The following is a 23,002-nucleotide window of genomic DNA, read 5'->3' on the forward strand; positions in this document are numbered from 1 at the left end:
ATAGGCTCCTCCGGTATCATCTTTTCATTATCGAAGATGACCCGGAGGGACGCTACAAAAATTAACCAATCAGTAACCTTCAGAGGATACCGTTCACGCTCTCAGCAAGTGTCGTGGTCGGTCGGCCAATCAATTTGCTTAACGTTTTGCTGTCATCAAATAGACCGCCTTTTGACGCGCCAGTATCCGAATCCGCCAGCATATCCGCCAGACCCGCAGGCAGGCCAACCCCTTTCAGCGCGGCAGCGAAATCGGCTTCGCTCAGGTTCTGATAGGTAACCGGTTTCCCACTCTGTTTGGTCAGTTCCGCTGCCAGCTGCGTCAGCGTCCAGGCACTGTCGCCCGCCAGTTCATAGACCTTGCCTTCGTGACCTGCTTCGCTAATTACACGCGCCGCAGCGGCCGCATAATCGGCACGCGTTGCGGAGGCTATTTTGCCGTCGCCCGCCGCGCCGATGAATACGCCGTGTTCCAGCGCTGCCGGGGCGCTGGCAAGATAGTTCTCGGTGTACCAGCCATTGCGCAGCAGGGTGTAAGCGATGCCAGAATCAGCCAGCATTTTCTCGGTTTCGATATGTTCATCTGCCAGACCGAGTGGAGAGGTATCCGCATGCAGCAGGCTGGTGTATGCGATAAATTTCACATCCGCCGCCTTCGCCGCGTTAATCACGTTGCGATGCTGCGGGGCACGCTGGCCCACTTCGCTGGAAGAGATCAGCAGCAGTTTTTCCACCCTCTGAAGGGCTAGTTTCAGCGCAGCTTCATCATTGTAGTCGCCCTGGCGTACGTGAATGCCCTGCGCAGTCAGTGCCTGTGCTTTTGCCGGGTTGCGCACGATAGCCACAATATTGTCCGCGGGAACGGTTTTCAGTAAGGATTCGATAACATGCTGGCCCAGTTGGCCGGTTGCGCCGGTAATTGCGATCATGGGAAGTCTCCGTCCGTTTGTCTTGTGTTTGATTACGCTAACACCTAAACTTACTTTTAGTAAGTACATACAAAAAGGTAAGTATGAAATGAGTCAGGTGAGCCTGTCGCAACAACTGAAAGAGGGTAATCTTTTCGCCGAACAGTGCCCGTCGCGTGATGTGTTAAAACATGTCACCAGCCGCTGGGGCGTATTGATTCTGGTCGCGCTGCGCGAAGGTACGCACCGTTTTAGCGATCTACGCCGTAAGATGGGCGGGGTGAGTGAGAAGATGCTTGCCCAGTCGTTACAGGCGCTGGAGCAGGATGGCTTTCTCAACCGAGTTTCTTATCCGGTGGTACCGCCACATGTGGAGTATAGCCTCACGCCGCTGGGTGAGCAGGTGAGTGAGAAAGTCGCCGCGTTAGCCGACTGGATTGAACTGAATCTGCCCGAGGTGCTGGCAGTGCGGGATGAACGTGCGGCGTAAATGCCCCTCACCCCGGCCCTCTCCCACAGGGAGAGGGAGAAAACCGGCGCAAAGCTTTTATACCGCACTATCGGTTCCCTCTCCCTGTGGGAGAGGGTTAGGGTGAGGGTATTACTTCCTTAAATCCACCTGATAAATCGCAAACCCGATATCATCCGTTGCGACCTGCTTCATCGGGTACTGCGCCTTCTCTTTAATAAACGCCGCCGCTTTCTCAGAAGGTGAGGTTTCAAAGCGAATATCCAGCGCGGTTTTGCTGGCAATCGGCGCTAAGCGCCAGTTGTTATCCGCCGCCGGATGAATGGCGCCTGCGCGTTTTGATTCGGCACTTATCCAGTTGGCCAGCACGGAACGGTTCTCGTCCGGTGAGGCAAATGCGATATGCCCGTCGCCCGTACCCGCAAACTTGCCTCCGTAGGCGCGATAGTTATTGGTTGCCACCAGGAACGTTGCGTTCGGGTCGATCGGTTTTCCGTTAAATTTCAGAACCTTCACGCGTTCTGCTTTGGCATTCACCGTCTGGCATTCACCGTCGTAGCGTGCCGGTTGGCTGACATCAATTTGATATGTCACGCCGTCGATCACGTCAAAGTTATAGGTGCGGAAGCCATCCCAGTTGATGAGCGACTGCGGTTTGGTACTGGTCGGGTCAATCTGGTTGAACTGTCCAGCGGAACACTCCAGCCACTCTTTCACCTCTTTACCGCTGGCCTTCACCACGACTAATGTGTTCGGATAGAGATACAGATCGGCGGCGTTGCGGAACGTCAGTTGTCCTTTCTCGACCTCAACATAGCTTGCCGGGTCGTTTTTACGTCCACCGGCTTTAAACGGCGCGGCGGCGGAAAGCACCGGCAGTTTTGCCAGATCCGGATCGCCCTGAATATAGTGCTCGACGTAGGCTTTCTGCGCCATATTCACGACCTGCACGGTCGGATCGTCCTGCACCAGCGACAGGAAACTGTACATATTGTCGGACGATTTTCCGATAGGCTTACTGACAAACTCGCGCGTGGCATCGTGATCAGCTTTTAAGATTTCAATCAGCTTGCTGTCTTCTGCCGCCAGCGATTTCTTCGCTGCTGTATCGTAGATTGGCCGGGCTTCCGCTTTCGACGAGGTGACCAGCCATTTGCCGCTGTCGTTATTCAGCACCAGATCGACCACGCCCAGATGGTCGCCCCACATCCCTGGCATCACCGCAGGCACACCGTTCAGCGTACCTTTATCAAGGTCTACGCCTTTGATATCCGCGAAATCTTTCCCCGGAAAAACGGCGTGCGCGTGGCCAAACATAATCGCATCGACGCCCGGCACTTCACTCAGGTAGTAAACGGAGTTCTCCGCCATCGCCTGATACGGGTCGGCGGAGAGCCCGGAGTGGGCAATAACGACCACCACATCTGCACCGTTTTTACGCATCTCTGGCACATAGTGGCGGGCGGTTTCGGTGATGTCGTTGACTGTCACTTTGCCGTCAAGATTAGCTTTATCCCACGTCATGATTTGCGGCGGCACAAAACCGATATAGCCGATACGCAAGGTATGCGTTGCGCCGTCTTTATCTTTCACCGTAGTTTCTTTAATCAGATAGGGTGTAAAAAGCGGTTTCTTGCTCTTAACGTCGATGATATTGGCGTTAATATACGGGAATTTTGCGCCGGCAATAGCCGTATGCAGGAAGTCCAGTCCATAGTTAAACTCATGGTTGCCCAGGTTTCCCACCACGTAATCGAGCGTGTTCATCGCCTTATAAACCGGATGCGTCTCCCCGGCTTTTAAGCCTTTGGCTGCCGCGTAGTCGCCCATCGGGCTGCCCTGAATCACATCACCGTTATCCACCAGCACGCTGTTGGCGGCCTCCGCGCGGGCGGCGTTAATCAGGCTGGCCGTGCGGACCAGTCCGAATTTTTCGGTAGCAGAATCTTTGTAATAGTCGAAATCCATCATATTGCTGTGCAAATCAGTGGTTTCCAGAATACGGAGATCGACCGTGGCGGCATTGACGCTGGCGGCAATCAGCGTGGCCAGGAGCGTTGCGCTAAACTTAATCATCAGGGGGCGTCCTTTTCAGATCCAGGGCACATAAGAAAATGTATGTACATTCTGTTGCTTACGAGAATGTGAATCATGCCAGAAAAGGGTGACCGGAAGCCGGCAGCGCTTCACAGATATCCAGACCCGGCGTCGCCGATGGGAATGGCGCAATGCGTGACGATGCGATATAAATAAAACAACGAGTTAACACCACTGCAATCTCAACGAGGTGGAGAATGTTAGAACAAGTATGTCAGCTTGCACGGAACGCGGGCGATGCCATTATGCAGGTTTATGATGGAGCGCTACCGATGGACGTTGCCAGCAAGAAAGACGATTCTCCCGTCACGGCAGCGGATATTGCGGCGCACCATGTGATTGTTAACGGACTCAAGGCGCTGGCGCCTGATATTCCGATTCTATCGGAAGAGGACCCGCCGGGCTGGGATGTGCGGCAGCACTGGCAGCGCTACTGGTTGGTGGACCCGCTGGATGGCACCAAAGAATTTATTAAGCGCAACGGCGAATTCACCGTCAATATCGCCTTAATTGAGCACGGTAAACCGGTGCTTGGCGTGGTGTACGCGCCGGTCACGAAGGTGATGTACAGCGCAGCGGAAGGCAAAGCGTGGAAAGAAGAGTGCGGCGTGCGTAAGCAAATTCACGCCCGCGATGCGCGTCCGCCGCTGGTAGTGATCAGCCGCTCGCACAGCAGCGATCCGGAACTCGCTGAATATTTACAGCAACTGGGTGAGCATCAGACCACGTCTATTGGTTCATCGCTCAAGTTCTGCCTGGTGGCGGAAGGGCAGGCGCAGCTTTATCCACGCTTCGGGCCGACCTGCGTCTGGGATACTGCAGCAGGCCATGCGGTGGCTGTTGCCGCCGGGGCGCGGGTTCACGACTGGCAGGGGAAAACCCTCGACTACACGCCGCGTGAATCCTTCCTCAACCCCGGCTTCCGCGTCGCTATTTTTTAAGTAATGTGTGCAGCAGGGTAACCACCTGCTGCACTTCATCCTGCGTCAGCGCGCCGTCTTTCGCCCACTTCACGCGTCCGTCTTTATCCAGCACCGCAATCGCGGAGCTCTCTTCCTCCAGTTGCCAGGCTTTTCTCACCACGCCGTTGCTGTCGACCACAATTTGTGACCACGGGAAGAGCTTTTTATTGCTCTCCAGACTGTTACGCACAAACATCCCGGTGCCGGGAATGGCGTCGTCGGTGTTGACGATAGTAGTGGTTTGATAGCGGTCGTGCGGTAACTTCGCCGCTTTAATGGCTTCAATCAGCCCGGCATTCTTCTCTTTGGCGGAGGTGCGTCCGGCAATATGTTGCACCACTCGCACTTTTCCAGGAAGCTGCGCGCTATTCCAGCTTTTGTAGCTAAACTTATCATTGTCGAGTATCAATTCACCGCGATCGGCAACGCCTACCGCAGGTACGCGTTCCCCCTCCTTCAGCGCGTGGGCGGACGCCATCAACGGCATTAACAGGCATGAAATGGCCAACAGAGAACGTAAGGTCATGGTGTGTCCTTCTTTTTATGCAGGTGATCCGACCACTTGGCCGATGCTTTTAAGCATAAGTGCTATTGATATGTTTTTCCCGCAAGGTTAGTGCCACTTTGTGGCGGAACGCACATAACCGCAGTAAATCGAAGGCTTATACTGTATTCATCGTATAGCTGAAAAGAAAATTCTCAATTATTGTAATAAAAAGGTAAATAAAGCTCCCTATACTAGGGTAGCTCTGTGGTTATGGACTATAGTTAACGGGTATTTAACATTGCGCCCCGGAGCGTTGAACCAAATTTGGAATCAACAAGGGCGTTATACTCGCAGGAGATAAGAATGAAAATTTTCCAACGCTACAACCCGCTTCAGGTGGCAAAGTACGTAAAAATCCTGTTCCGTGGACGGTTGTACATCAAGGACGTTGGTGCTTTTGAGTTTGATAAGGGGAAAATTTTGCTCCCCAAGATTAAGGACAAGCAGCACTATTCTGTGATGTCCGAGGTCAACCGCCACGTTATGCGTCTGCAAACCGAGATGGCATAACGGCAGCTAGCGGCAGAAAAGCAAACGGCTCCCAATGGGAGCCGTTGATGTTTTCAGGGAAGCGATTTATGCCGCTGTACCTTTTTCTTCGATTTCAGCCTGTTTTGGCACTAATACCGTCGGCTTGTTATCAATGCGCGTGACCAGCAGTTGGTCGATGCGGTAGTTATCAATATCCACCACCTCGAACTTATAGCCGGAGAACTTCACCGCATCGGTGCGTTTCGGGATTTTACGCAGCATAAACATCATGAAGCCGCCGATGGTTTCATAGTTGCCAGACTGCGGGAAGTCATCGATATCCAGCACGCGCATCACGTCATCAATCGGCGTTCCGCCATCAATGAGCCATGAGTTTTCATCGCGCGCCACGATCTGCTCTTCCAGGCCCTGGCCAACCAGGTCGCCCATCAGGGTGGTCATCACGTCGTTCAGGGTGATGATGCCCACCACTAGCGCGTATTCGTTCATGATAACCGCGAAGTCTTCACCCGCCGTTTTGAAGCTTTCCAGCGCTTCAGAAAGGGTCAGCGTGTCCGGCACAATCAGGGTATTGCGGATCTGCACGCCGCTGTTGAGTGCCATGCTCTGGTTTGCCAGCACGCGGTTCAGCAGATCTTTCGAATCGACATAACCAATGATGTGGTCGATATCTTCATTACACACCAGGAACTTAGAGTGAGGATGCTCAGCCACTTTGTTTTTCAGGCTCTGCTCATCTTCATGCAGATCGAACCAAATTACGTTTTCGCGCGACGTCATGGAAGACGGCACGGTACGTGATTCCAGCTCAAACACGTTTTCAATCAGTTCGTGTTCTTGTTTACGCAGCACACCCGCCAATGCGCCCGCTTCCACCACTGCATAAATGTCGTCAGACGTAATATCGTCTTTACGCACCATCGGCAGTTTGAAAATACGGAAGATGTTGTTGGCGAGGCCATTGAAGAACCAGACCAGCGGACGGAAGACCAGAAGACAGAAGCGCATCGGGTTGATGATGCGCAAAGCCACGGCTTCCGGCGAAATCATACCGATGCGCTTCGGCGTCAGGTCGGCGAACAGAATAAACAGGCCGGTCACCAGCGAGAAGGAGAGAATAAAGCTCAGCTGCTCGGCGAGCTCAGGGGACATGTAATTCAAAAACAGGCTGTGGAACGCCGGTGAGAATGCTGCATCGCCCACGATACCGCCGAGAATGGCGACCGCGTTAAGGCCAATTTGCACCACGGTGAAGAACATACCGGGGTTTTCCTGCATCTTCAGGATGCGTTGCGCATTCACATTGCCTTCATCGGCCAGCAGCTTGAGTTTGATTTTACGGGAGGCAGCCAGCGAGATCTCGGATATCGAGAAAAAGGCGCTGACGGCAATCAGGCAAAGTATTACTAAAATACTGTTTAACATATCTTATCCGACCTTTAAGGCCAGATCCTCGGAAGGGAAGTTGAACGTCGTGTGGAATACACTAAAAACCGGCCCGAAGGCACTGGACCGGCGAATTCGCAGCTAGTATAGCGTAAAAGAGTGTAAATTCGCCAGTGGGCGCATTTTGCTTAACGGGGAAGGTCAATCCAGCGACGCTGCGCCGAGGATTGATAAAGGGCGTTGACCATTCTCAGCGATACCGCCGCATCGTGAATATCGGCCCCGCCGTATTGTGTCGGGTCGAGGATTGCCGTATAGAAATCGTTGATGGCCTGGCGGTGGCTGTCGCCCCAGTAGCGTTTGACGTTGCCGTGCGGCAGCTCGTCATTAACGAGCGCTGCGCGTTGCTCATCGACCACCTGCCAGAGCGTGCTGCGTTCGAGCTGTAAAAAGCCGCGCTCGAAGTGGATCTCCAGCGCCAGTGGGGAATCAGTGGTGTAGCCGTTGGTGGCGTAGAAAATGCCGCGCGCGCCGTTGTTGAACGCCATCGTTGCCATCGCCGAATCTTCGGTTTCGATAAGCGATTCAAGCAGGCTGGTTTCCACCACCCCCTTAATGCGCCGCACGCCGCCGGCAAACCACTGCATCAAATCCAGCGTATGAATCGCCTGATTTATCAACAGGCTGCCGCCCTCTGTTGCCCAGCGGCCACGCCACGGGCTTTCGTTATAATACGCGCCGTGGCGGTGCCAGGTCAGGCTGGCTTTGATGCTTAACATGTTGCCAAGCGCACCGTCCTGAATAATCTGGCGGATGCGCTGGCTGGTGGGATTAAGGCGATTCTGGTAGCAGACCGCAAGCTGCGTATCGGCACGCTCGACCGCGGCCTGGATCTGCGCCAGTTCACTCCCATTCATGGCGACTGGCTTTTCACTAAAAACGTGTTTGCCCGCCGCCAGTGCGGCGATAATCATCTCCCGGTGCAGATGATGGGGTGTACAGATGTGCACCACATCGACGTCTGCATCGGCCAGCAGGTCGCGGTAGTCGGCGTAAAAGCGGCAATTATACTTTTCTGCCAACGCCCGGCCCTTATCGACATCCGTATCAACAAGTGCGTACAACCGGGCTTGCGGGTGCTGGAGTATCGGCTCTGCATGGCAACCATGAATGGCGCCTGCGCCGATAATCGCTGCATGAATGGGTTCCATCGTGCCTCCGTTAGGCCTGTGCGTTAGCCAGCATTTGCGCCTTCACGCACAGCTCGGCGGCTTTAAACGTGTGTTCCTGCGTCATGGCATTTTCGGTGCGGTTCAGACAATCAAGAATCAACTGGCCGAAGTAGGGGAAGCCCACTTTGCCCGCCACCGGATAGCGGAATTCGCCCTCTTTGTTGACCAGATAAACCACATCCTGCTCCTGACGGGTGATATCGACATACTTGCGAATTTCGATATAGCCCTCGGTCCCGAGCAGCGTCAGGCGACCGTCGCCCCAGCTTGAAAGGCCGTCCGGCGTGAACCAGTCGCAGCGGAAATAGCCGGTTGCGCCGTTGTCGCCCGCCAGCATCGCGTCGCCGAAATCTTCAAACAGCGGATACTGCGGATGATTGACGTTGCGCACCTGGCTTGCCACCACGCGTGCGTTGCGGTTGCCGGTATAAAAGAGGAATTGCTCAATCTGATGGCTGCCGATATCGCACAGAATGCCGCCGAACAGGGCTTTATCGTAGAACCATTCCGGGCGGCCTTCGCCTTCACGGTGCGGGCCAACGCCGAGGGTTTGCATTACGCGGCCAATCGCCCCTTGTTCCACCAGTTGCCCGGCGAAGACGGCGCTTTCAACGTGCAGGCGTTCGCTGTAATACACCGCGTATTTACGCCCGGTTTCCTGCACTTTGCGTTTTGCCTGCTCCAGTTGCGCCAGGGTGGTCAGCGGCGCTTTATCGGTGAAATAATCTTTGCCTGCATCCATCACTTTCAGGCCCAGCGGGCAGCGCTCAGAAGGCACGGCGGCGCCAGCAACCAACTGTACGCTGGTGTCGGTCAGGATGGTTTCCAGAGAATCAGCCACCTTCACCTGCGGATACTGCTCGACGAATTTTGCCACTTTAGCCGGGTCGGGATCGTACACCCACTTCAGCGTTGCGCCCGCTTCAATCAGGCCGTTACACATGCCATAGATATGGCCGTGGTCCAGTGCGGCGGCGGCAATGATAAATTCACCCGGCGCAACCACCGGCTGCGGTTTGCCCACCGGGGCGTAGTTCATTCCGTCTTTGATGCTCATTGTTGTGTTCCTTTATGGCTGCGGTGCAGGGTTTTCCCCTCACCCTAGCCCTCTCCCTCAAGGGAGAGGGGACCGGTTTTCTCCCTCTCCCTGTGGGAGAGGGCCGGGGTGAGGGCATTACCAGGTTCCGGACGCGTCCAGGGTTTTACTCTCGACGTTTTTATCAACTGACGTTGCAATCCGCTCATCCAGCAGTTGTTTAAACAGCGCTTCATCCAGCGGCAGATCGACCCAGTTGTCCGTCCAGGTGGAAAGGTGCATGGCGTTAGAGAGCGTCAGGCCGTGAATACCTTCCTGGCCCGGTGCCAGCAGCGGCGTGCCGTGCAACACGGCGGCAGCGAAGTTGGCAGTAATCACATGATGATCGCTGCACTCCGGCGCTACCGGAATAGTCACTTCCCAGCACTCCGGTTCGCCAAAGCCGTTTTGCCAGCGGGCGTTGAATTCGGTTTCCGATTCACGCAGTCGCCAGAAGCGCAGCTTGCCCTCTTCAACGACCACTTTGCCGCGATCGCCAGCGATTTCCAGACGGTTGGTGCCGGGGGCTTCTGCGGTGGTGGTGATGAATACGCCCGTCGCGCCGTTGGCGTACTCCGCGTAGGCAGTCACCTCGTTCTCGACTTCAATCTGACGATGTTTGCCGAACTGGCAGAACGCGCGCACGCGTACCGGCATGCCGACCAGCCATTGCCAGAGGTCAAGCTGGTGCGGGTCCTGGTTGAGCAGCACGCCGCCGCCTTCGCCTTTCCAGGTGGCGCGCCAGCCGCCCGAGTTGTAGTAGCTTTGCGAGCGATACCAGTTGGTGATTATCCAGTTAGAGCGACGAATTTCGCCCAGTTCGCCGCTGTCGATCAGGTCTTTCACTTTCTGATACAGCGGGTTAGGGCGCTGGTTGAACATCATGCCAAACACCACATTGCAGCCGCGCGCGAATTCGTTCATCTCGCGTACCTGTGCGGTGTAGACGCCAGCCGGTTTTTCACACAGCGTATGAATACCCAGGCGCATTGCCATCATCGACAAACGCGGATGCTCGTAGTGCGGCGTAGAGACAATCACTGCGTCAATGAGTCCGCTTTGCAGCATCTCCTGCGCATCGCTAAACAGCGCGACTTCTTCGCCCACTAACGCGCGAATGGTCGCGTGTTTTTCAGGATTGTTGTCGCACACCGCCGTCAGGCAGGCCTCTTTGACCGTTCCCGCCAGCAGATAGCGGGCGTGAACTGTGCCGATATTCCCCACACCAATAATGCCAAACCGTACCTTCTTCATGCTGCACCTTGCGTCGTAAAAAGGGTTGATGTCTGCAACATAGAAAAGGCGAAACGGGGCGACAAACGGATTTTGTGAGAATGCTCGCAGGGAAAGCAGGAATATGGGCGAAAGGGTAAAAAAAGGTTTTAAAATCAGCTTACTGGTTCTGCAAATATTTGCAGAATTTGATTGCGAGCGAGATCACATCATGTCCGGCAAGCTGAAAATGAAGCAGATCGCCACCCTTACGGGCTACTCCATCAGCACCGTTTCGCGCGTGCTGAGCGGGAAATCGTACACCAGTGAAAAAGCGCGGGCGGCGATAGTGAAATGCGCGCGCCGTTTAGGCGTGCTGGAAGAGATGGCGAGCGGGCGTTTGCTGATTAACGGCATCGCCGTGTTTGCGCCGGCGCGAACGTTTACCGCTAACGGCGACACCTTTTATCAGGAAGTGACTAAAGGCATTGCTGACGCCGTGGCCCCGCACGACGTGTATCTCTCCTGGTGCGGGCTGGAGGAGCGGCAGGCGGACATTCGCCTGTTTCTCGATAAGACCGGCAGTAAGCACATCAATGCGATCATTATTATCGGCACCGACGACCCGACTATTTTCAAGCTTGCTGCCAGCCTGAATAAACCCTGCGTGCTGATTAATTCTCATGACAAAGAGATGGCGCTCGATGCGGTGTCGCCGGATCACCACGCCATTGGTTACAGCGCGCTGCGTCATCTGTTTGAGAACGGCCATCGGCGCGTGTTATCACTTACCTGTTTGCGGCGCGAAACGCTCTATACGCGTCTGGAAGGGATAAAACAGGCTTATCGCGACTACCACGTGCCGTTTGATCCGGAGCAGTCTTTGATTGTCACGGAAGGATTTTCAGCGCATGAAGCGGAACAGGCGTTGGACGCCTGGCTGAGTTGTCACCCGCGCGACCTCTGGCCCGAGGCGATTTTCCCCGGAAGTTCAGGGATGACGGTGGGCGTGCAGCGTGTGCTGACGCGTCATGGACTGCGCGTGCCGCAGGATATTTCTCTATTGACCACTGATTTTGGCTGGCACCTGAAAAATGCCCAGGTGACGGGCGTTGAAGTGCCGTGTCGGGAACTCGGTATCGAAGCCGTGCATCTGTTGCAAACCCGGCTGAATCGCCCGCAGGCACCCATTTTCAATTTGCTGTTGCAGGGTAAAACGCGCGAAGCGGGCAGCGTGGTCAGCGCCACGCGGCATACGGCCCGCGCGGCGATTTCTCCGTAGCGTTATGCCAGTTGAGGCGGCAGGCAGACGCCAATTCCACCGATACCGCAGTAGCCATACGGATTTTTGTGCAGATACTGCTGGTGGTCATCTTCCGCATAGTAGAACGGTTTGGCGGTGGCGATTTCCGTGGTAATGCGGCGATTGTCGCCCGCGCTTTTCATTGCGGCCTGGAAGCGTTCGGCGCTGGCGTGCGCTTCGCGTTCCTGCTCCGGCGTCAGCACATATATCGCAGAGCGATACTGCGTTCCGTGGTCGTTTCCCTGCTGCATGCCCTGCGCCGGGTCGTGATTTTCCCAGAATACCTGCAACAGTTGCGCATAGCTGATAACGGATGGATCATACACCACGCGTACTGCCTCGGCGTGCCCGGTCTGTCCGGAGCAGACTTCGCGGTAGGTCGGATTCGGCGTGTAACCGCCGCTGTAGCCAGCCGCCGTACTGTATACGCCAGGAAGCTGCCAGAACAGGCGCTCAACGCCCCAGAAGCATCCCATCGCGAAAATCGCCACTTCCATTCCATCCGGAATATTCGTCATTGAGTGACCGTTAACGGCGTGTAACGTATCTACAGGCATCGGCGTATTGCGTCCTGGGAGCGCATCCGATTGAGACACAAGGTGATTTTTCTCAAATAAGCTCATAGGACGGTCTCCAGATTACGGTATGAACAGTTAAGGTTGTAACCAGGCGTGAGTTTTAACACAATAAACACGCCGAATACGTCTAGATTTAAACATAAGAATAATTTGGGGTGTTGTCTCTTTTTCAACCCGAGAATGTTTAGGGTTATTAAAAACAGAGCGCCATACGTATGAGCAGGGAATTGGTTGATACGTATCCGACGCCGTTATTGCCGTGGAAAGGCTTTCGTTTCCATTGGGGTGGAAACAGGATATTCAGGAGAAAATGTGCGACAAATCCGCCAGTTATGTGTGGTCGGTTTACTGCTGACCAGCGGTGTTGCCAGTGCAGCGAATATACGTTTGCAGGTTGAAGGACTTTCAGGGCAACTGGAAAAAAACGTTCGAGCGCAGCTCTCGACAATTCAGGGTGATGAGGTCACGCCAGATCGCCGTTTTCGCGCGCGCGTCGATGACGCCATCCGTGAAGGCTTAAAAGCGCTTGGTTATTACGAACCGACTATCGATTTTGAACTGAAACCGCCACCGGCAAAAGGACGTCAGGTGCTACTGGCGAAAGTCACGCCGGGTGAACCGGTGCGCATTGGCGGCACCGACGTGATTCTGCGCGGTGGTGCGCGCACTGACAAAGATTATCTCGCGCTACTTAAAACGCGCCCGGCGATTGGCACGGTGCTCGATCACAGCGATTACGACGATTTCAAAAAAGGCTTAACCAGCGTTGCGCTGCGTCGCGGCTATTTTGATAGCGAATTTAAAAAGAGCCAGCTCGGCATCGCACTCGATCGCCATCAGGCGTTCTGGGATATCGATTATGACAGCGGTGAGCGTTATCGTTTCGGCGCGGTCACCTTTGAAGGCTCGCAGATTCGTGAAGAGTATCTGCAAAACCTCGTGCCGTTTAAGCAGGGCGATTATTACCAGTCCAGCGATCTGGCTGAACTGAATCGCCGCCTGTCGGCCACTGGCTGGTTTAAATCGGTGGTGGTCGCACCTGAATTCGAAAAATCACGAAAAACCAAAATATTACCGCTACATGGCGTCGTGTCGCCGCGCAGTGAAAACACCATCGAAACCGGTGTCGGTTATTCAACGGACGTCGGTCCGCGCGTGAAGGCAACGTGGAAAAAACCGTGGATCAACTCCTATGGGCATAGTCTGACGACCAGCGCCAGCATCTCATCGCCTGAGCAGATCCTCGATTTCAGCTACAAGATGCCGCTCTTAAAGAACCCGCTTGAACAGTACTATCTGGTGCAAGGGGGCTTTAAGCGTACCGACCTGAACGATACGGAAGCCGACTCCACCACGCTTGCGCTGTCGCGCTACTGGGACCTCTCCAGTGGCTGGCAGCGGGCGATTAACCTGCGCTGGAGCTTCGACCACTTTACCCAGGGTAATGTCACCAACACCACGATGTTGCTTTATCCGGGCGTGATGATTAGCCGTACCCGCTCCCGCGGCGGCCTGATGCCGACCTGGGGGGATTCCCAACGTTACTCTATCGATTACTCCAATACTGCCTGGGGATCTGATGTCGACTTCAGCGTCTGGCAGGCGCAAAACGTCTGGATTCGGACTTTATACGACAAACACCGCTTCGTGATGCGCGGCAACCTCGGCTGGATTGAAACGGGCGATTTCGACAAAGTGCCGCCGGATCTCCGCTTTTTCGCCGGGGGCGACCGCAGTATTCGTGGCTATAAATACAAATCGATCTCGCCGGAATACGATGATGGCAAACTGAAAGGGGCCTCGAAGCTGGCGACAGGCTCGGTTGAGTATCAATACAACGTTACCGGTAAGTGGTGGGGCGCGGTGTTCATGGACGGCGGTGAAGCGGTGAGCGATATTCGCCGTAGCGACTGGAAAACCGGCGCGGGCGTCGGCGTTCGCTGGCAGTCTCCTGTGGGGCCGGTCAAGCTCGATGTTGCCGCACCGCTGGGCGATAAAGACGAGCATGGATTACAGTTCTACATCGGTCTGGGGCCTGAATTATGAGTTTATGGAAGAAGATAAGCCTCGGCGTACTGATTTTTGTCGTGCTGCTTATTGGGGCCGTCGCGTTTCTGGTTAGCACCACCACAGGTTTGCATCTGCTGTTTAATGCGGCGAACCGCTGGGTACCGGGGCTGGAAATCGGCCAGGTGACCGGCGGCTGGCGCAATTTGACGCTGAAAAACGTGCGCTATACCCAGCCTGGTGTGGCGGTGAACGCGGGTGAGTTTCATCTGGCGGTAAAAACCGAATGCCTGTGGAGCAGCAGCCTGTGCGTGGACGACATCGGCCTGCGTGACGTCAACGTCGCCATCGACAGCAGCAAAATGCCGCCATCAGCGACGCCTGCGGAAGAGGAAGAGAGCGGCCCGCTGAATCTCTCTACGCCGTATCCAATCACTCTCAGCCGCGTGTCGCTCAACAATGTGAATATCAAAATCGACGACACCACCGTGTCGGTGATGGATTTCATGACCGGGCTGAACTGGCAGGAGAAAAACCTGACGCTGACGCCAACCACGCTGCAAGGGCTGCTGATCGCCCTGCCGAAAGTGGCGGATGTGGCGCAGAAAGAGGTGGTAGAGCCGAAGATTGACAACCCGCAGCCGCAGGAAAAACCGCTCGGCGAGACGATGAAAGATCTCTTCTCGAAACCGGTGCTGCCGGAGATGACCGATGTGCATCTGCCGCTTAATCTGAACATTGAATCTTTCAGCGGCGAACAACTGCGCATCACCGGCGATACGGATCTGACGGTGTATAAAATGCTGCTGAAGGTGAGCAGCATCGACGGCAACATGAAGCTGGATACGCTCGATATCGACTCCAGCCAGGGAACGGTAAATGCCACCGGTACCGCGCAGCTGACCAACGACTGGCCGGTGGATATCACCCTCAACAGCACCCTGAACATTGAGCCGCTGAAGGGCGAGAAAATCAAACTTAAGCTGGGCGGTGATGTTCGCAAGCAACTGGAACTGGGCGTGAATCTCTCCGGCCCGGTGGATATGTCACTGCGCGCGCAAACGCAACTGGCCGAAGCCGGGTTGCCGCTGAATCTGGACGTGACCAGCAAGCAGCTTTACTGGCCATTTACCGGCGAGAAGCAGTTCCAGGCCGACGATCTGAAACTGAAACTCAGCGGCAAAATGACCGACTACACCCTGTCGTTCGCGACGGCAGTGAAAGGTCAGGGCGTGCCGCCCGCCAACATCAAACTGGATGCGAAAGGCAACGAACTTCAGGTTAATCTCGATAAACTCACCGTGGCGGCACTGGAAGGCACCACCGAGCTGAAAGCCCTGCTCGACTGGCAGCAGGCGATCAGCTGGCGTGGTGAGCTGGCATTACACGGCATCAACACGGCAAAAGAAGTGCCGGACTGGCCGTCGAAGCTGGATGGCCTGATCAAAACTCAGGGCAGCCTGTACGGCGGTACCTGGCAGATGGATGTCCCGTCGCTGAAAATCACCGGCAACGTGAAGCAGAACAAAGTGAACGTTGACGGCTCCCTGAAGGGCAACAGCTACATGCAGTGGACCATTCCAGGTCTGCATCTGGAGCTGGGGCGCAACAGTGCGGACGTGAAAGGTGAGTTGGGCGTTAAAGATCTCAATCTCGACGCCACCATCGATGCGCCGAATCTGGATAACGCCTTACCGGGGCTGGGCGGCACGGCGAAAGGGCTGGTGAAAGTGCGCGGTACGGTGGAAGCGCCGCAGTTGCTGGCGGACATCACCGCGCGCGGCCTGCGCTGGCAGGAGCTGACCGTCGGTCAGGTACGCGTGGAAGGCGATGTGAAATCCACCGACCAGATCGCGGGCAATCTTGATGTGCGCGTCGAGCGCATTGCACAGCCGGGGGTAGATATCAGCCTGGTGGATCTCAGTGCCAAAGGTAGCGAGAAGCAGCACACGCTGAATCTGCGCATTAACGGTGAACCAGTCTCCGGGCAACTGGCGCTGGCGGGCAGTTTTGACCGCAAAGAAGAGCGCTGGAAAGGTTCGCTGAGCGATACCCGTTTCCAGACGCCGGTCGGCCCGTGGTCGCTGTCTCGCGCCATCGCACTCGATTTCCGTAACAAAGAGCAGAAAATCAGCGTTGGCCCGCACTGCTGGACTAACCCGAACGCTGAACTCTGCGTGCCACAAACCATCGACGCCGGGGCGACGGGGCGTGCGCAGGTGAACCTTAACCGTTTCGACCTGGCGATGCTCAAACCGTTTATGCCAGAAGAGACGCAGGCCAGCGGCGTGTTCAGCGGTAACGCCGATGTGATCTGGGATACCACCAAAGAAGGCCTGCCGCAGGGGAAAGTGACGCTCAGCGGGCGTAACGTGAAGGTCACCCAGATCGTCAACGACGCGCCGTTACCGGTGGCCTTCGACACGCTGAATCTCAATGCGGATCTGCACAACAACCGCGCCGAGCTGGGCTGGATGATTCGCCTGACCAATAACGGGCAACTTGATGGGCAAGTTCAGGTGACCGATCCGCAGGGTCGGCGCAACCTGGGCGGCAACGTCAACATCCGCAACTTCTCGCTGGCGATGATTAACCCTATCTTCGCAAAAGGCGAGAAAGCGGCGGGCACACTGAATGCCAACCTGCGTTTAGGGGGCGACGTTCAGGGGCCACAGCTGTTTGGCCAAATGCAGCTCAACGGTGTCGATCTCGACGCTAACTTCATGCCGTTCGATATGCAGCCGAGTCAGATTGCAATGAACTTCAACGGCACGCGCTCCACTCTGCAAGGTGAAGTGGTCACACAGCAGGGGAGCATTAGCCTCAGCGGCAACGCCGACTGGACGCAGATCGACAACTGGCGCGCCAGCGTGGCGGCGAAAGGCAGCCGGGTACGAATTACCGTGCCGCCGATGGTACGCCTCGACGTTTCGCCGGATGTGGTGTTTAACGCCACGCCAAGCCTGTTTACCCTCGACGGCAGCGTTGATGTGCCGTGGGCGCGCATTGTGGTGCATGACGTACCGGAAAGTGCGGTGGGCGTCTCCAGCGATGAAGTGATGCTCAACGATAAACTACAGCCGGAAAACCCGAAAACTGCGTCGATCCCGATCAACAGTAACCTGACCATTCACGTCGGTAACAACGTGCGTCTGGATGCGTTTGGGCTGAAAGCGCGACTGACCGGTGACCTGAAAGTGGCGCAGGATAAACAGGGGCTCGGCCTGAATGGGCAAATCAACATTCCGGAAGGGCGCTTCCACGCCTACGGCCAGGATTTAATTGTGCGTAAAGGCGAGCTGCTCTTCTCCGGCCCGCCGGACCAGCCGCTGCTGAACATCGAAGCGATCCGTAACCCGGACGCCACCGAAGATGATGTGACCGCCGGTATTCGCGTCACCGGTCCGGCAGACCAGCCGAAGGCCGAAGTCTTCTCTGACCCGGCGATGTCGCAACAGATGGCCCTCTCTTACCTGGTTCGTGGACAGGGGCTGGACAGCGATCAGAGCGACAGTGCCGCGATGACATCCATGCTTATTGGCCTGGGGGTTGCACAAAGTGGCCAGGTTGTGGGTAAAATCGGCGAGACATTTGGCGTAAGCAATCTGGCGCTGGACACGCAAGGGGTGGGTGACTCATCTCAGGTGGTGGTCAGCGGCTACGTACTGCCAGGTCTACAGGTGAAATATGGTGTCGGGATCTTTGACTCCTTAGCGACTCTCACGTTACGCTACCGCCTGATGCCTAAGCTATATCTGGAAGCGGTGTCTGGTATCGACCAGGCGCTTGATTTGCTCTATCAGTTTGAGTTTTAGCAATGCGAATATTTGTATACGGCAGTTTGCGGCGTAAACAAGGCAACAGCCACTGGATGACCAACGCCCAGTTGCTGGGCCAGCACAGCGTAGCCGACTATCAACTGTACAGCCTGGGCCACTATCCAGGCGCAGTGCCGGGAAAGGGCACAGTACACGGTGAGGTTTACCGGGTTGATGCGGCGACGATGGCTGAACTTGACGAGCTACGCACCAAAGCGGGTGAATATGCTCGTCACCTTATCCAAACGCCATACGGTAGTGCCTGGATGTACGTCTATCAGCGCCCGGTTGATGGGCTGCCGCTGATAGAAAGCGGAGACTGGTTAGACAAAGACCAGTATTAATCCTCATAACGCCACCTTCGGGTGGCGTTGTTTTTTGTGCGCCGCAACGTGCTTAATCTGCAACGCATTTTCGTGTTCTCTTCATTTCACATTGCGCTTTCCAGACTTAATAAAATCCTAAAAACCGTGCTGGTGCGTTTTATACAGAAAAGGCAAACTCGTCATGAACCTTCTGAGTTATACTTTGTATAACTTCAGGAGGCGATATGCACGTAACCATTAAGAAATGGGGAAACAGTATGGGGATGGTCATTCCAGGCACCGTCGTCAAAGAGCTGAATCTGTCCGTCGGACAGAACATGGAGGTCAATGTGAAAGAACACCAAATCATTCTGACGCCGCTGAAGCGGCACTATTCGCTGGATGCGCTGCTGGCCCAGTGCGACATCAATGCGCCCGCGTTAAGCGAAGAAGAGCTTTGGGGGCAAAGCGGTCCGCAGGGTGACGAAGTATGGTAAAAAGCACCTTGTTTGCGCGCGGTGATATTGTGCTGGTGGGGTTTGACCCCGCGAGTGGGCACGAACAAAAGGGCGAAGGGCGTCCTGCATTAGTGCTCTCTGTCGGCGCTTTTAATCGCTTAGGAATGGTGCTTGTCGCGCCTGTTACCCGTGGTGGAAACCACGCACGCTATGCCGGTTTTGCGGTTCCGCTGAGCTGCAAAACGGGCGACGTTAGCGGTGTTGTGTTGGTTAATCAGTTCCGCATGATGGATCTTAACGCGCGTGGCGCAAAGAAGCTGGGTGAGGCGAGCGCGGAAGTGATGGAAGATGTGTTACTTCGGGCGCAGGCGATTCTTGATTAGGTGGGAAGAGTTGGTAGGCCGGATAAGGCGTAAGCCGCCGTATTCAGGCATAAAAAACACCGTCGAAGCGGTGTGAGACTGATGACGAACGCAAACATTGCCTGATGCGCTACGCTTATCAGGCTTACAAGGTTTCTGCAATGTATTGAATTTGCACTATTTTGTAGGCCGGATAAGGCGTTAGCCGCATCCGGCAATGCTGATACTCAGGCATAAAAAAACACCGCCGAAGCGGTGTCTTTTATCACGCAGAAAGAAAGTTTATTTCTTCGCACGTTCGAAGGAAGCAATGATTTCCGCTTTAGCCGCTTCAGCATTGTCCCAACCGTCAACTTTAACCCATTTGCCTTTTTCGAGGTCTTTGTAGTGCTCGAAGAAGTGGGTGATCTGCGCTTTCAGCAGTTCCGGCAGGTCGTTCACATCTTTGATGTGATCGTATTCTTTGCTCAGTTTAGTGTGCGGTACTGCAACCAGTTTGGCATCTTCACCAGACTCGTCGGTCATTTTCAGCACGCCAACCGGACGGCAGCGAATCACAGAACCCGGTTCCAGCGGATACGGCGTCGGGACCAGTACGTCAACCGGGTCACCGTCCAGAGACAGGGTGTGGTTGATGTAACCGTAGTTGCACGGATAGAACATCGCAGTGGACATGAAGCGGTCAACGAACAGTGCGCCGCTCTCTTTGTCGACTTCGTATTTGATAGGATCCGCATTCGCCGGGATCTCGATAACGACGTAGATATCTTCCGGCAGATCTTTACCCGCTGGGACGTTGAGTAAGCTCATGTCTGTTTCCTTTAAAATGTATGGCAAACAAGTGGCGGGTATTATAGCCAACTCGCAGTGAAAGTCTTGACCTGTTTTATCTCTTCTCTAACCGGCAGAGCCTTTTTCAGCACCTTCTGATGACTCTAAAATCCATAAAGTTAGCCGCATCCTGAATAAAATTGTGAAACCGTTTACATTAATGCCTTTACGCACTCCGTATCGTACGAAAATTCTGCAATATCAAGCATCGCCCGATCCCTTGCTCCTCCTCAGCTCCTGCCAATACTGATAATTAACATTACATTCACTTTCCCGAATTGTGATGTAACGCATTCTGTTACATTTACCATTGTCTATAGTTTGTCCGCAGGCGTGTTTTTCACCAACAATAACCCTACGAGGATAACTTTATGTGGAAGCGCTTACTTCTTGTCACAGCAGTTTCCGCAGCCATGTCGTCTATGGTCATGGCTGCCCCATTAACAGTGGGATTTTCGCAGGTAGGTTCTGAATCCGGCTGGCGCGCGGCGGAAACCAACGTTGCGAAGAGTGAAGCGCAGAAGCGCGGTATCACCCTGAAAATCGCCGATGGTCAGCAGAAACAAGAGAACCAAATCAAAGCGGTACGCTCGTTCATCGCCCAGGGCGTGGACGCCATCTTCATTGCGCCCGTGGTGGCGACAGGTTGGGAACCGGTACTGAAAGAAGCGAAAGAGTCGCAGATTCCGGTATTCCTGCTCGACCGCTCAATTGATGTTAAAGACAAATCGCTCTACATGACCACCGTTACGGCAAATAACGTGCTCGAAGGGCAGTTGATTGGCGAATGGCTTGCTAAAACCGTCGATGGCAAACCGTGTAACGTCGTCGAACTGCAAGGCACTGTCGGTGCGAGCGTGGCGATTGATCGTAAGAAAGGGTTCGCCGAAGCCATTGCTAAAGCGCCAAATATCAAAATTATCCGTTCTCAATCCGGCGACTTTACCCGCAGTAAGGGGAAAGAAGTGATGGAAAGCTTCATCAAGGCCGAGAACAACGGCAAGAACATCTGCATGGTTTACGCCCATAACGACGACATGGTAATCGGCGCGATTCAGGCGATTAAAGAAGCCGGGCTCAAGCCGGGCAAAGATATCCTCACCGGCTCTATCGACGGCGTGCCAGATATCTATAAAGCGATGATTGCCGGTGAAGCAAACGCCAGCGTGGAGCTGACGCCAAACATGGCTGGACCGGCGTTTGATGCGCTGGAGAAATTCAAAAAAGACGGCACCTTGCCGGAAAAAGTGACCGTCACCAAATCGACGCTTTACCTGCCGGACACGGCGAAAGAAGAGTTAGAGAAGAAGAAAAATATGGGGTATTGAGTTTGGCCCCTCACCCCGGCCCTCTCCCGCAGGGAGAGGGAGAAAACCGGAGCAGGACCCAACCATTATGCACATTCTATCCCCTCTCCCTGCGGGAGAGGGTTAGGGTGAGGGGGAAACCATGAGCACCAACCAACACCAGGAAATCCTCCGCACTGAAGGATTAAGCAAATTCTTCCCCGGCGTCAAAGCGCTGGATAACGTCGATTTCAGCCTGCGGCGCGGCGAAATCATGGCGCTGCTGGGCGAAAATGGCGCGGGGAAATCGACGCTTATCAAAGCCTTAACCGGCGTATATCACGCCGATCGCGGCACAATCTGGCTGGATGGCAATACCATCTCGCCCAAAAACACCGCTCACGCCCAACAGCTGGGTATCGGCACCGTGTATCAGGAAGTGAACCTGCTGCCCAATATGTCGGTAGCGGATAACCTTTTCATTGGTCGCGAGCCGAAACGCTTCGGTTTTCTGCGCCGCAAAGAGATGGAAAAGCGCGCCACCGTGCTGATGGAATCCTACGGCTTTTCGCTGGATGTCCGCGAGCCGCTCAACCGCTTTTCCGTGGCGATGCAGCAAATCGTGGCGATTTGCCGCGCTATCGATCTCTCCGCCAAAGTGCTGATCCTCGATGAACCGACCGCCAGCCTCGACACCAAAGAGGCGGAGATGCTGTTCACGCTGATGCGCCAGCTGCGCGATCAGGGTGTCAGCCTGATCTTTGTGACCCACTTCCTCGATCAGGTGTACGCGGTGAGCGATCGTATCACTGTGCTGCGTAACGGCGCGTTTGTGGGCTGCCGGGAAACCCGCGAATTGCCGCAAATCGATCTGGTGAAAATGATGCTCGGCCGCGAACTGGATACCCACGCCTTACAACGCGCAGGCCGCACGTTGTTAAGCGACAAACCGGTTGCCGCATTTGAAGGTTTCGGCAAAAAGGGCACTATTGAACCGTTCGATCTCCAGGTACGCCCCGGTGAGATCGTCGGCCTGGCCGGATTGCTCGGTTCCGGGCGAACCGAAACGGCGGAAGTGATCTTCGGTATCAAACCCGCCGATAGCGGCAGCGCGACGATCAAAGGCAAACGCCAAACGCTACGATCGCCGCATCAGGCGTCCTGCCTGGGGATCGGCTTCTGCCCGGAGGATCGCAAAACTGACGGGATCATTGCCGCCGCGTCGGTGCGCGAAAATATCATTCTGGCGCTTCAGGCGCAGCGCGGCTGGCTGAGACCCATTCCACGTAAAGAACAAAACGAGATTGCCGAACGCTTTATTCGTCAGCTCGGCATTCGTACGCCGAGTGCTGAACAGCCGATTGAATTTCTCTCCGGCGGCAATCAGCAAAAAGTATTGCTCTCACGCTGGCTGCTGACGCGCCCACAGTTCCTGATCCTCGACGAACCCACGCGCGGGATCGACGTCGGTGCGCATGCGGAGATCATCCGTCTGATCGAAACCCTGTGCGCCGATGGGCTGGCACTGCTGGTTATCTCATCTGAGCTGGAAGAACTGGTGGGCTATGCCGACCGGGTCATCATCATGCGCGATCGCCGACAGGTGGCGGAGATCCCGCTCGAGAAGCTCTCCGTCCCGGCCATTATGAATGCTATTGCGGCATAAGGAGTAAAC

20 protein-coding genes are annotated in these 23,002 nt (G+C 55.1%); 11 read left to right on the forward strand and 9 right to left on the reverse strand.

The features are described 5' to 3' along the window. Window positions 1-79: 79 nt before the first annotated feature. The gene (locus NMC31_RS13980) at window positions 80-928 is read right to left on the reverse strand and encodes an SDR family oxidoreductase (protein WP_253898301.1); all 849 of its coding nucleotides are present in this window, start codon (window positions 926-928) and stop codon (window positions 80-82) included. 88 nt (window positions 929-1,016) lie between these two features. Between NMC31_RS13980 and NMC31_RS13985 the strand changes: the two genes are divergently transcribed. Next, window positions 1,017-1,397, forward strand: a complete 381-nt coding sequence (locus NMC31_RS13985) for a winged helix-turn-helix transcriptional regulator (protein WP_149462879.1) — start codon at window positions 1,017-1,019, stop codon at window positions 1,395-1,397. A gap of 111 nt (window positions 1,398-1,508) precedes the next feature. Here NMC31_RS13985 and NMC31_RS13990 read toward each other — a convergent pair whose 3' ends face one another. Continuing rightward, window positions 1,509-3,452, reverse strand: a complete 1,944-nt coding sequence (locus NMC31_RS13990) for a bifunctional 2',3'-cyclic-nucleotide 2'-phosphodiesterase/3'-nucleotidase (protein ID WP_253898302.1) — start codon at window positions 3,450-3,452, stop codon at window positions 1,509-1,511. A gap of 218 nt (window positions 3,453-3,670) precedes the next feature. On the opposite strand from NMC31_RS13990, the gene cysQ reads away from it, so the two are divergent. Next, the gene (cysQ, locus tag NMC31_RS13995) at window positions 3,671-4,414 is read left to right on the forward strand and encodes a 3'(2'),5'-bisphosphate nucleotidase CysQ (RefSeq protein ID WP_253898303.1); all 744 of its coding nucleotides are present in this window, start codon (window positions 3,671-3,673) and stop codon (window positions 4,412-4,414) included. Here cysQ and NMC31_RS14000 read toward each other — a convergent pair. Next, a complete protein-coding gene (locus NMC31_RS14000) occupies window positions 4,404-4,961 on the reverse strand; it encodes a YtfJ family protein (protein WP_253898304.1) in 558 nt (185 codons plus the stop codon). The two genes, cysQ and NMC31_RS14000, sit on opposite strands and share 11 nt — an antisense overlap. A gap of 324 nt (window positions 4,962-5,285) precedes the next feature. Here NMC31_RS14000 and NMC31_RS14005 point away from each other — a divergent pair, with 324 nt between their 5' ends. Next, entirely contained in the window at window positions 5,286-5,492 is a 207-nt protein-coding gene (locus NMC31_RS14005) for a DUF1107 domain-containing protein (protein ID WP_015966176.1), read from the forward strand. A gap of 66 nt (window positions 5,493-5,558) precedes the next feature. On the opposite strand, the gene paeA is transcribed toward NMC31_RS14005, so the two are convergent. The 4 genes from paeA to NMC31_RS14025 all read right to left on the reverse strand — a co-directional run bounded on the left by paeA (window position 5,559) and on the right by NMC31_RS14025 (window position 10,421). Continuing rightward, window positions 5,559-6,899, reverse strand: a complete 1,341-nt coding sequence (paeA, locus tag NMC31_RS14010) for a polyamine export protein PaeA (RefSeq protein ID WP_149462883.1) — start codon at window positions 6,897-6,899, stop codon at window positions 5,559-5,561. 149 nt (window positions 6,900-7,048) lie between these two features. Beyond that, on the reverse strand, window positions 7,049-8,071 hold the full coding sequence (locus NMC31_RS14015; protein ID WP_253898305.1) for a Gfo/Idh/MocA family protein: 1,023 nt from the start codon (window positions 8,069-8,071) through the stop codon (window positions 7,049-7,051). A gap of 10 nt (window positions 8,072-8,081) precedes the next feature. Continuing rightward, on the reverse strand, window positions 8,082-9,149 hold the full coding sequence (locus tag NMC31_RS14020; RefSeq protein ID WP_253898306.1) for a Gfo/Idh/MocA family protein: 1,068 nt from the start codon (window positions 9,147-9,149) through the stop codon (window positions 8,082-8,084). A gap of 117 nt (window positions 9,150-9,266) precedes the next feature. Beyond that, entirely contained in the window at window positions 9,267-10,421 is a 1,155-nt protein-coding gene (locus NMC31_RS14025) for a Gfo/Idh/MocA family protein (RefSeq protein WP_149462886.1), read from the reverse strand. A gap of 190 nt (window positions 10,422-10,611) precedes the next feature. Here NMC31_RS14025 and NMC31_RS14030 point away from each other — a divergent pair, with 190 nt between their 5' ends. Next, a complete protein-coding gene (locus tag NMC31_RS14030) occupies window positions 10,612-11,661 on the forward strand; it encodes a LacI family DNA-binding transcriptional regulator (RefSeq protein WP_253898342.1) in 1,050 nt (349 codons plus the stop codon). A gap of 2 nt (window positions 11,662-11,663) precedes the next feature. Here the strand turns inward: NMC31_RS14030 and msrA are convergent, their stop codons facing one another. Further along, window positions 11,664-12,305: a peptide-methionine (S)-S-oxide reductase MsrA gene (msrA, locus tag NMC31_RS14035; RefSeq protein ID WP_015966170.1), complete on the reverse strand. Its 642-nt coding sequence runs from the start codon at window positions 12,303-12,305 to the stop codon at window positions 11,664-11,666. 267 nt (window positions 12,306-12,572) lie between these two features. On the opposite strand from msrA, the gene tamA reads away from it, so the two are divergent. From tamA to NMC31_RS14060, 5 genes are all read left to right on the forward strand, one after another. After that, entirely contained in the window at window positions 12,573-14,306 is a 1,734-nt protein-coding gene (tamA, locus tag NMC31_RS14040; protein WP_253898307.1) for an autotransporter assembly complex protein TamA, read from the forward strand. After that, window positions 14,303-18,082 carry an autotransporter assembly complex protein TamB gene (gene tamB, locus NMC31_RS14045; RefSeq protein WP_253898308.1) on the forward strand — a complete coding sequence of 1,260 codons (3,780 nt, stop codon included), beginning with the start codon at window positions 14,303-14,305 and terminating at the stop codon, window positions 18,080-18,082. Before tamA ends, tamB begins: the two co-directional genes overlap by 4 nt. 2 nt (window positions 18,083-18,084) lie before the next feature. Next, window positions 18,085-18,429 carry a gamma-glutamylcyclotransferase family protein gene (locus NMC31_RS14050; protein WP_015966166.1) on the forward strand — a complete coding sequence of 115 codons (345 nt, stop codon included), beginning with the start codon at window positions 18,085-18,087 and terminating at the stop codon, window positions 18,427-18,429. A 206-nt stretch (window positions 18,430-18,635) separates the two neighbouring features. Further along, a complete protein-coding gene (locus NMC31_RS14055; RefSeq protein WP_149462890.1) occupies window positions 18,636-18,887 on the forward strand; it encodes an AbrB/MazE/SpoVT family DNA-binding domain-containing protein in 252 nt (83 codons plus the stop codon). Further along, window positions 18,881-19,231, forward strand: coding sequence for a type II toxin-antitoxin system ChpB family toxin (locus NMC31_RS14060; RefSeq protein ID WP_253898309.1), 351 nt, complete (start codon window positions 18,881-18,883; stop codon window positions 19,229-19,231). Before NMC31_RS14055 ends, NMC31_RS14060 begins: the two co-directional genes overlap by 7 nt. Window positions 19,232-19,492: 261 nt before the next feature. Here the strand turns inward: NMC31_RS14060 and ppa are convergent, their stop codons facing one another. Further along, complete coding sequence (gene ppa, locus NMC31_RS14065) at window positions 19,493-20,020, reverse strand: inorganic diphosphatase (RefSeq protein WP_004857176.1); 528 nt, start codon at window positions 20,018-20,020, stop codon at window positions 19,493-19,495. Window positions 20,021-20,412: 392 nt separating this feature from the next. Between ppa and ytfQ the strand changes: the two genes are divergently transcribed. Both ytfQ and ytfR read left to right on the forward strand, forming a co-directional pair. After that, complete coding sequence (gene ytfQ / locus NMC31_RS14070; protein ID WP_253898310.1) at window positions 20,413-21,369, forward strand: galactofuranose ABC transporter, galactofuranose-binding protein YtfQ; 957 nt, start codon at window positions 20,413-20,415, stop codon at window positions 21,367-21,369. 121 nt (window positions 21,370-21,490) lie between these two features. Continuing rightward, window positions 21,491-22,993, forward strand: coding sequence for a galactofuranose ABC transporter, ATP-binding protein YtfR (gene ytfR, locus NMC31_RS14075; RefSeq protein WP_253898311.1), 1,503 nt, complete (start codon window positions 21,491-21,493; stop codon window positions 22,991-22,993). Window positions 22,994-23,002: the final 9 nt, after the last annotated feature.

Origin of the sequence: Pseudocitrobacter vendiensis (assembly GCF_943590815.1) — a bacterium.
Lineage (GTDB): Bacteria > Pseudomonadota > Gammaproteobacteria > Enterobacterales > Enterobacteriaceae > Pseudocitrobacter > Pseudocitrobacter vendiensis.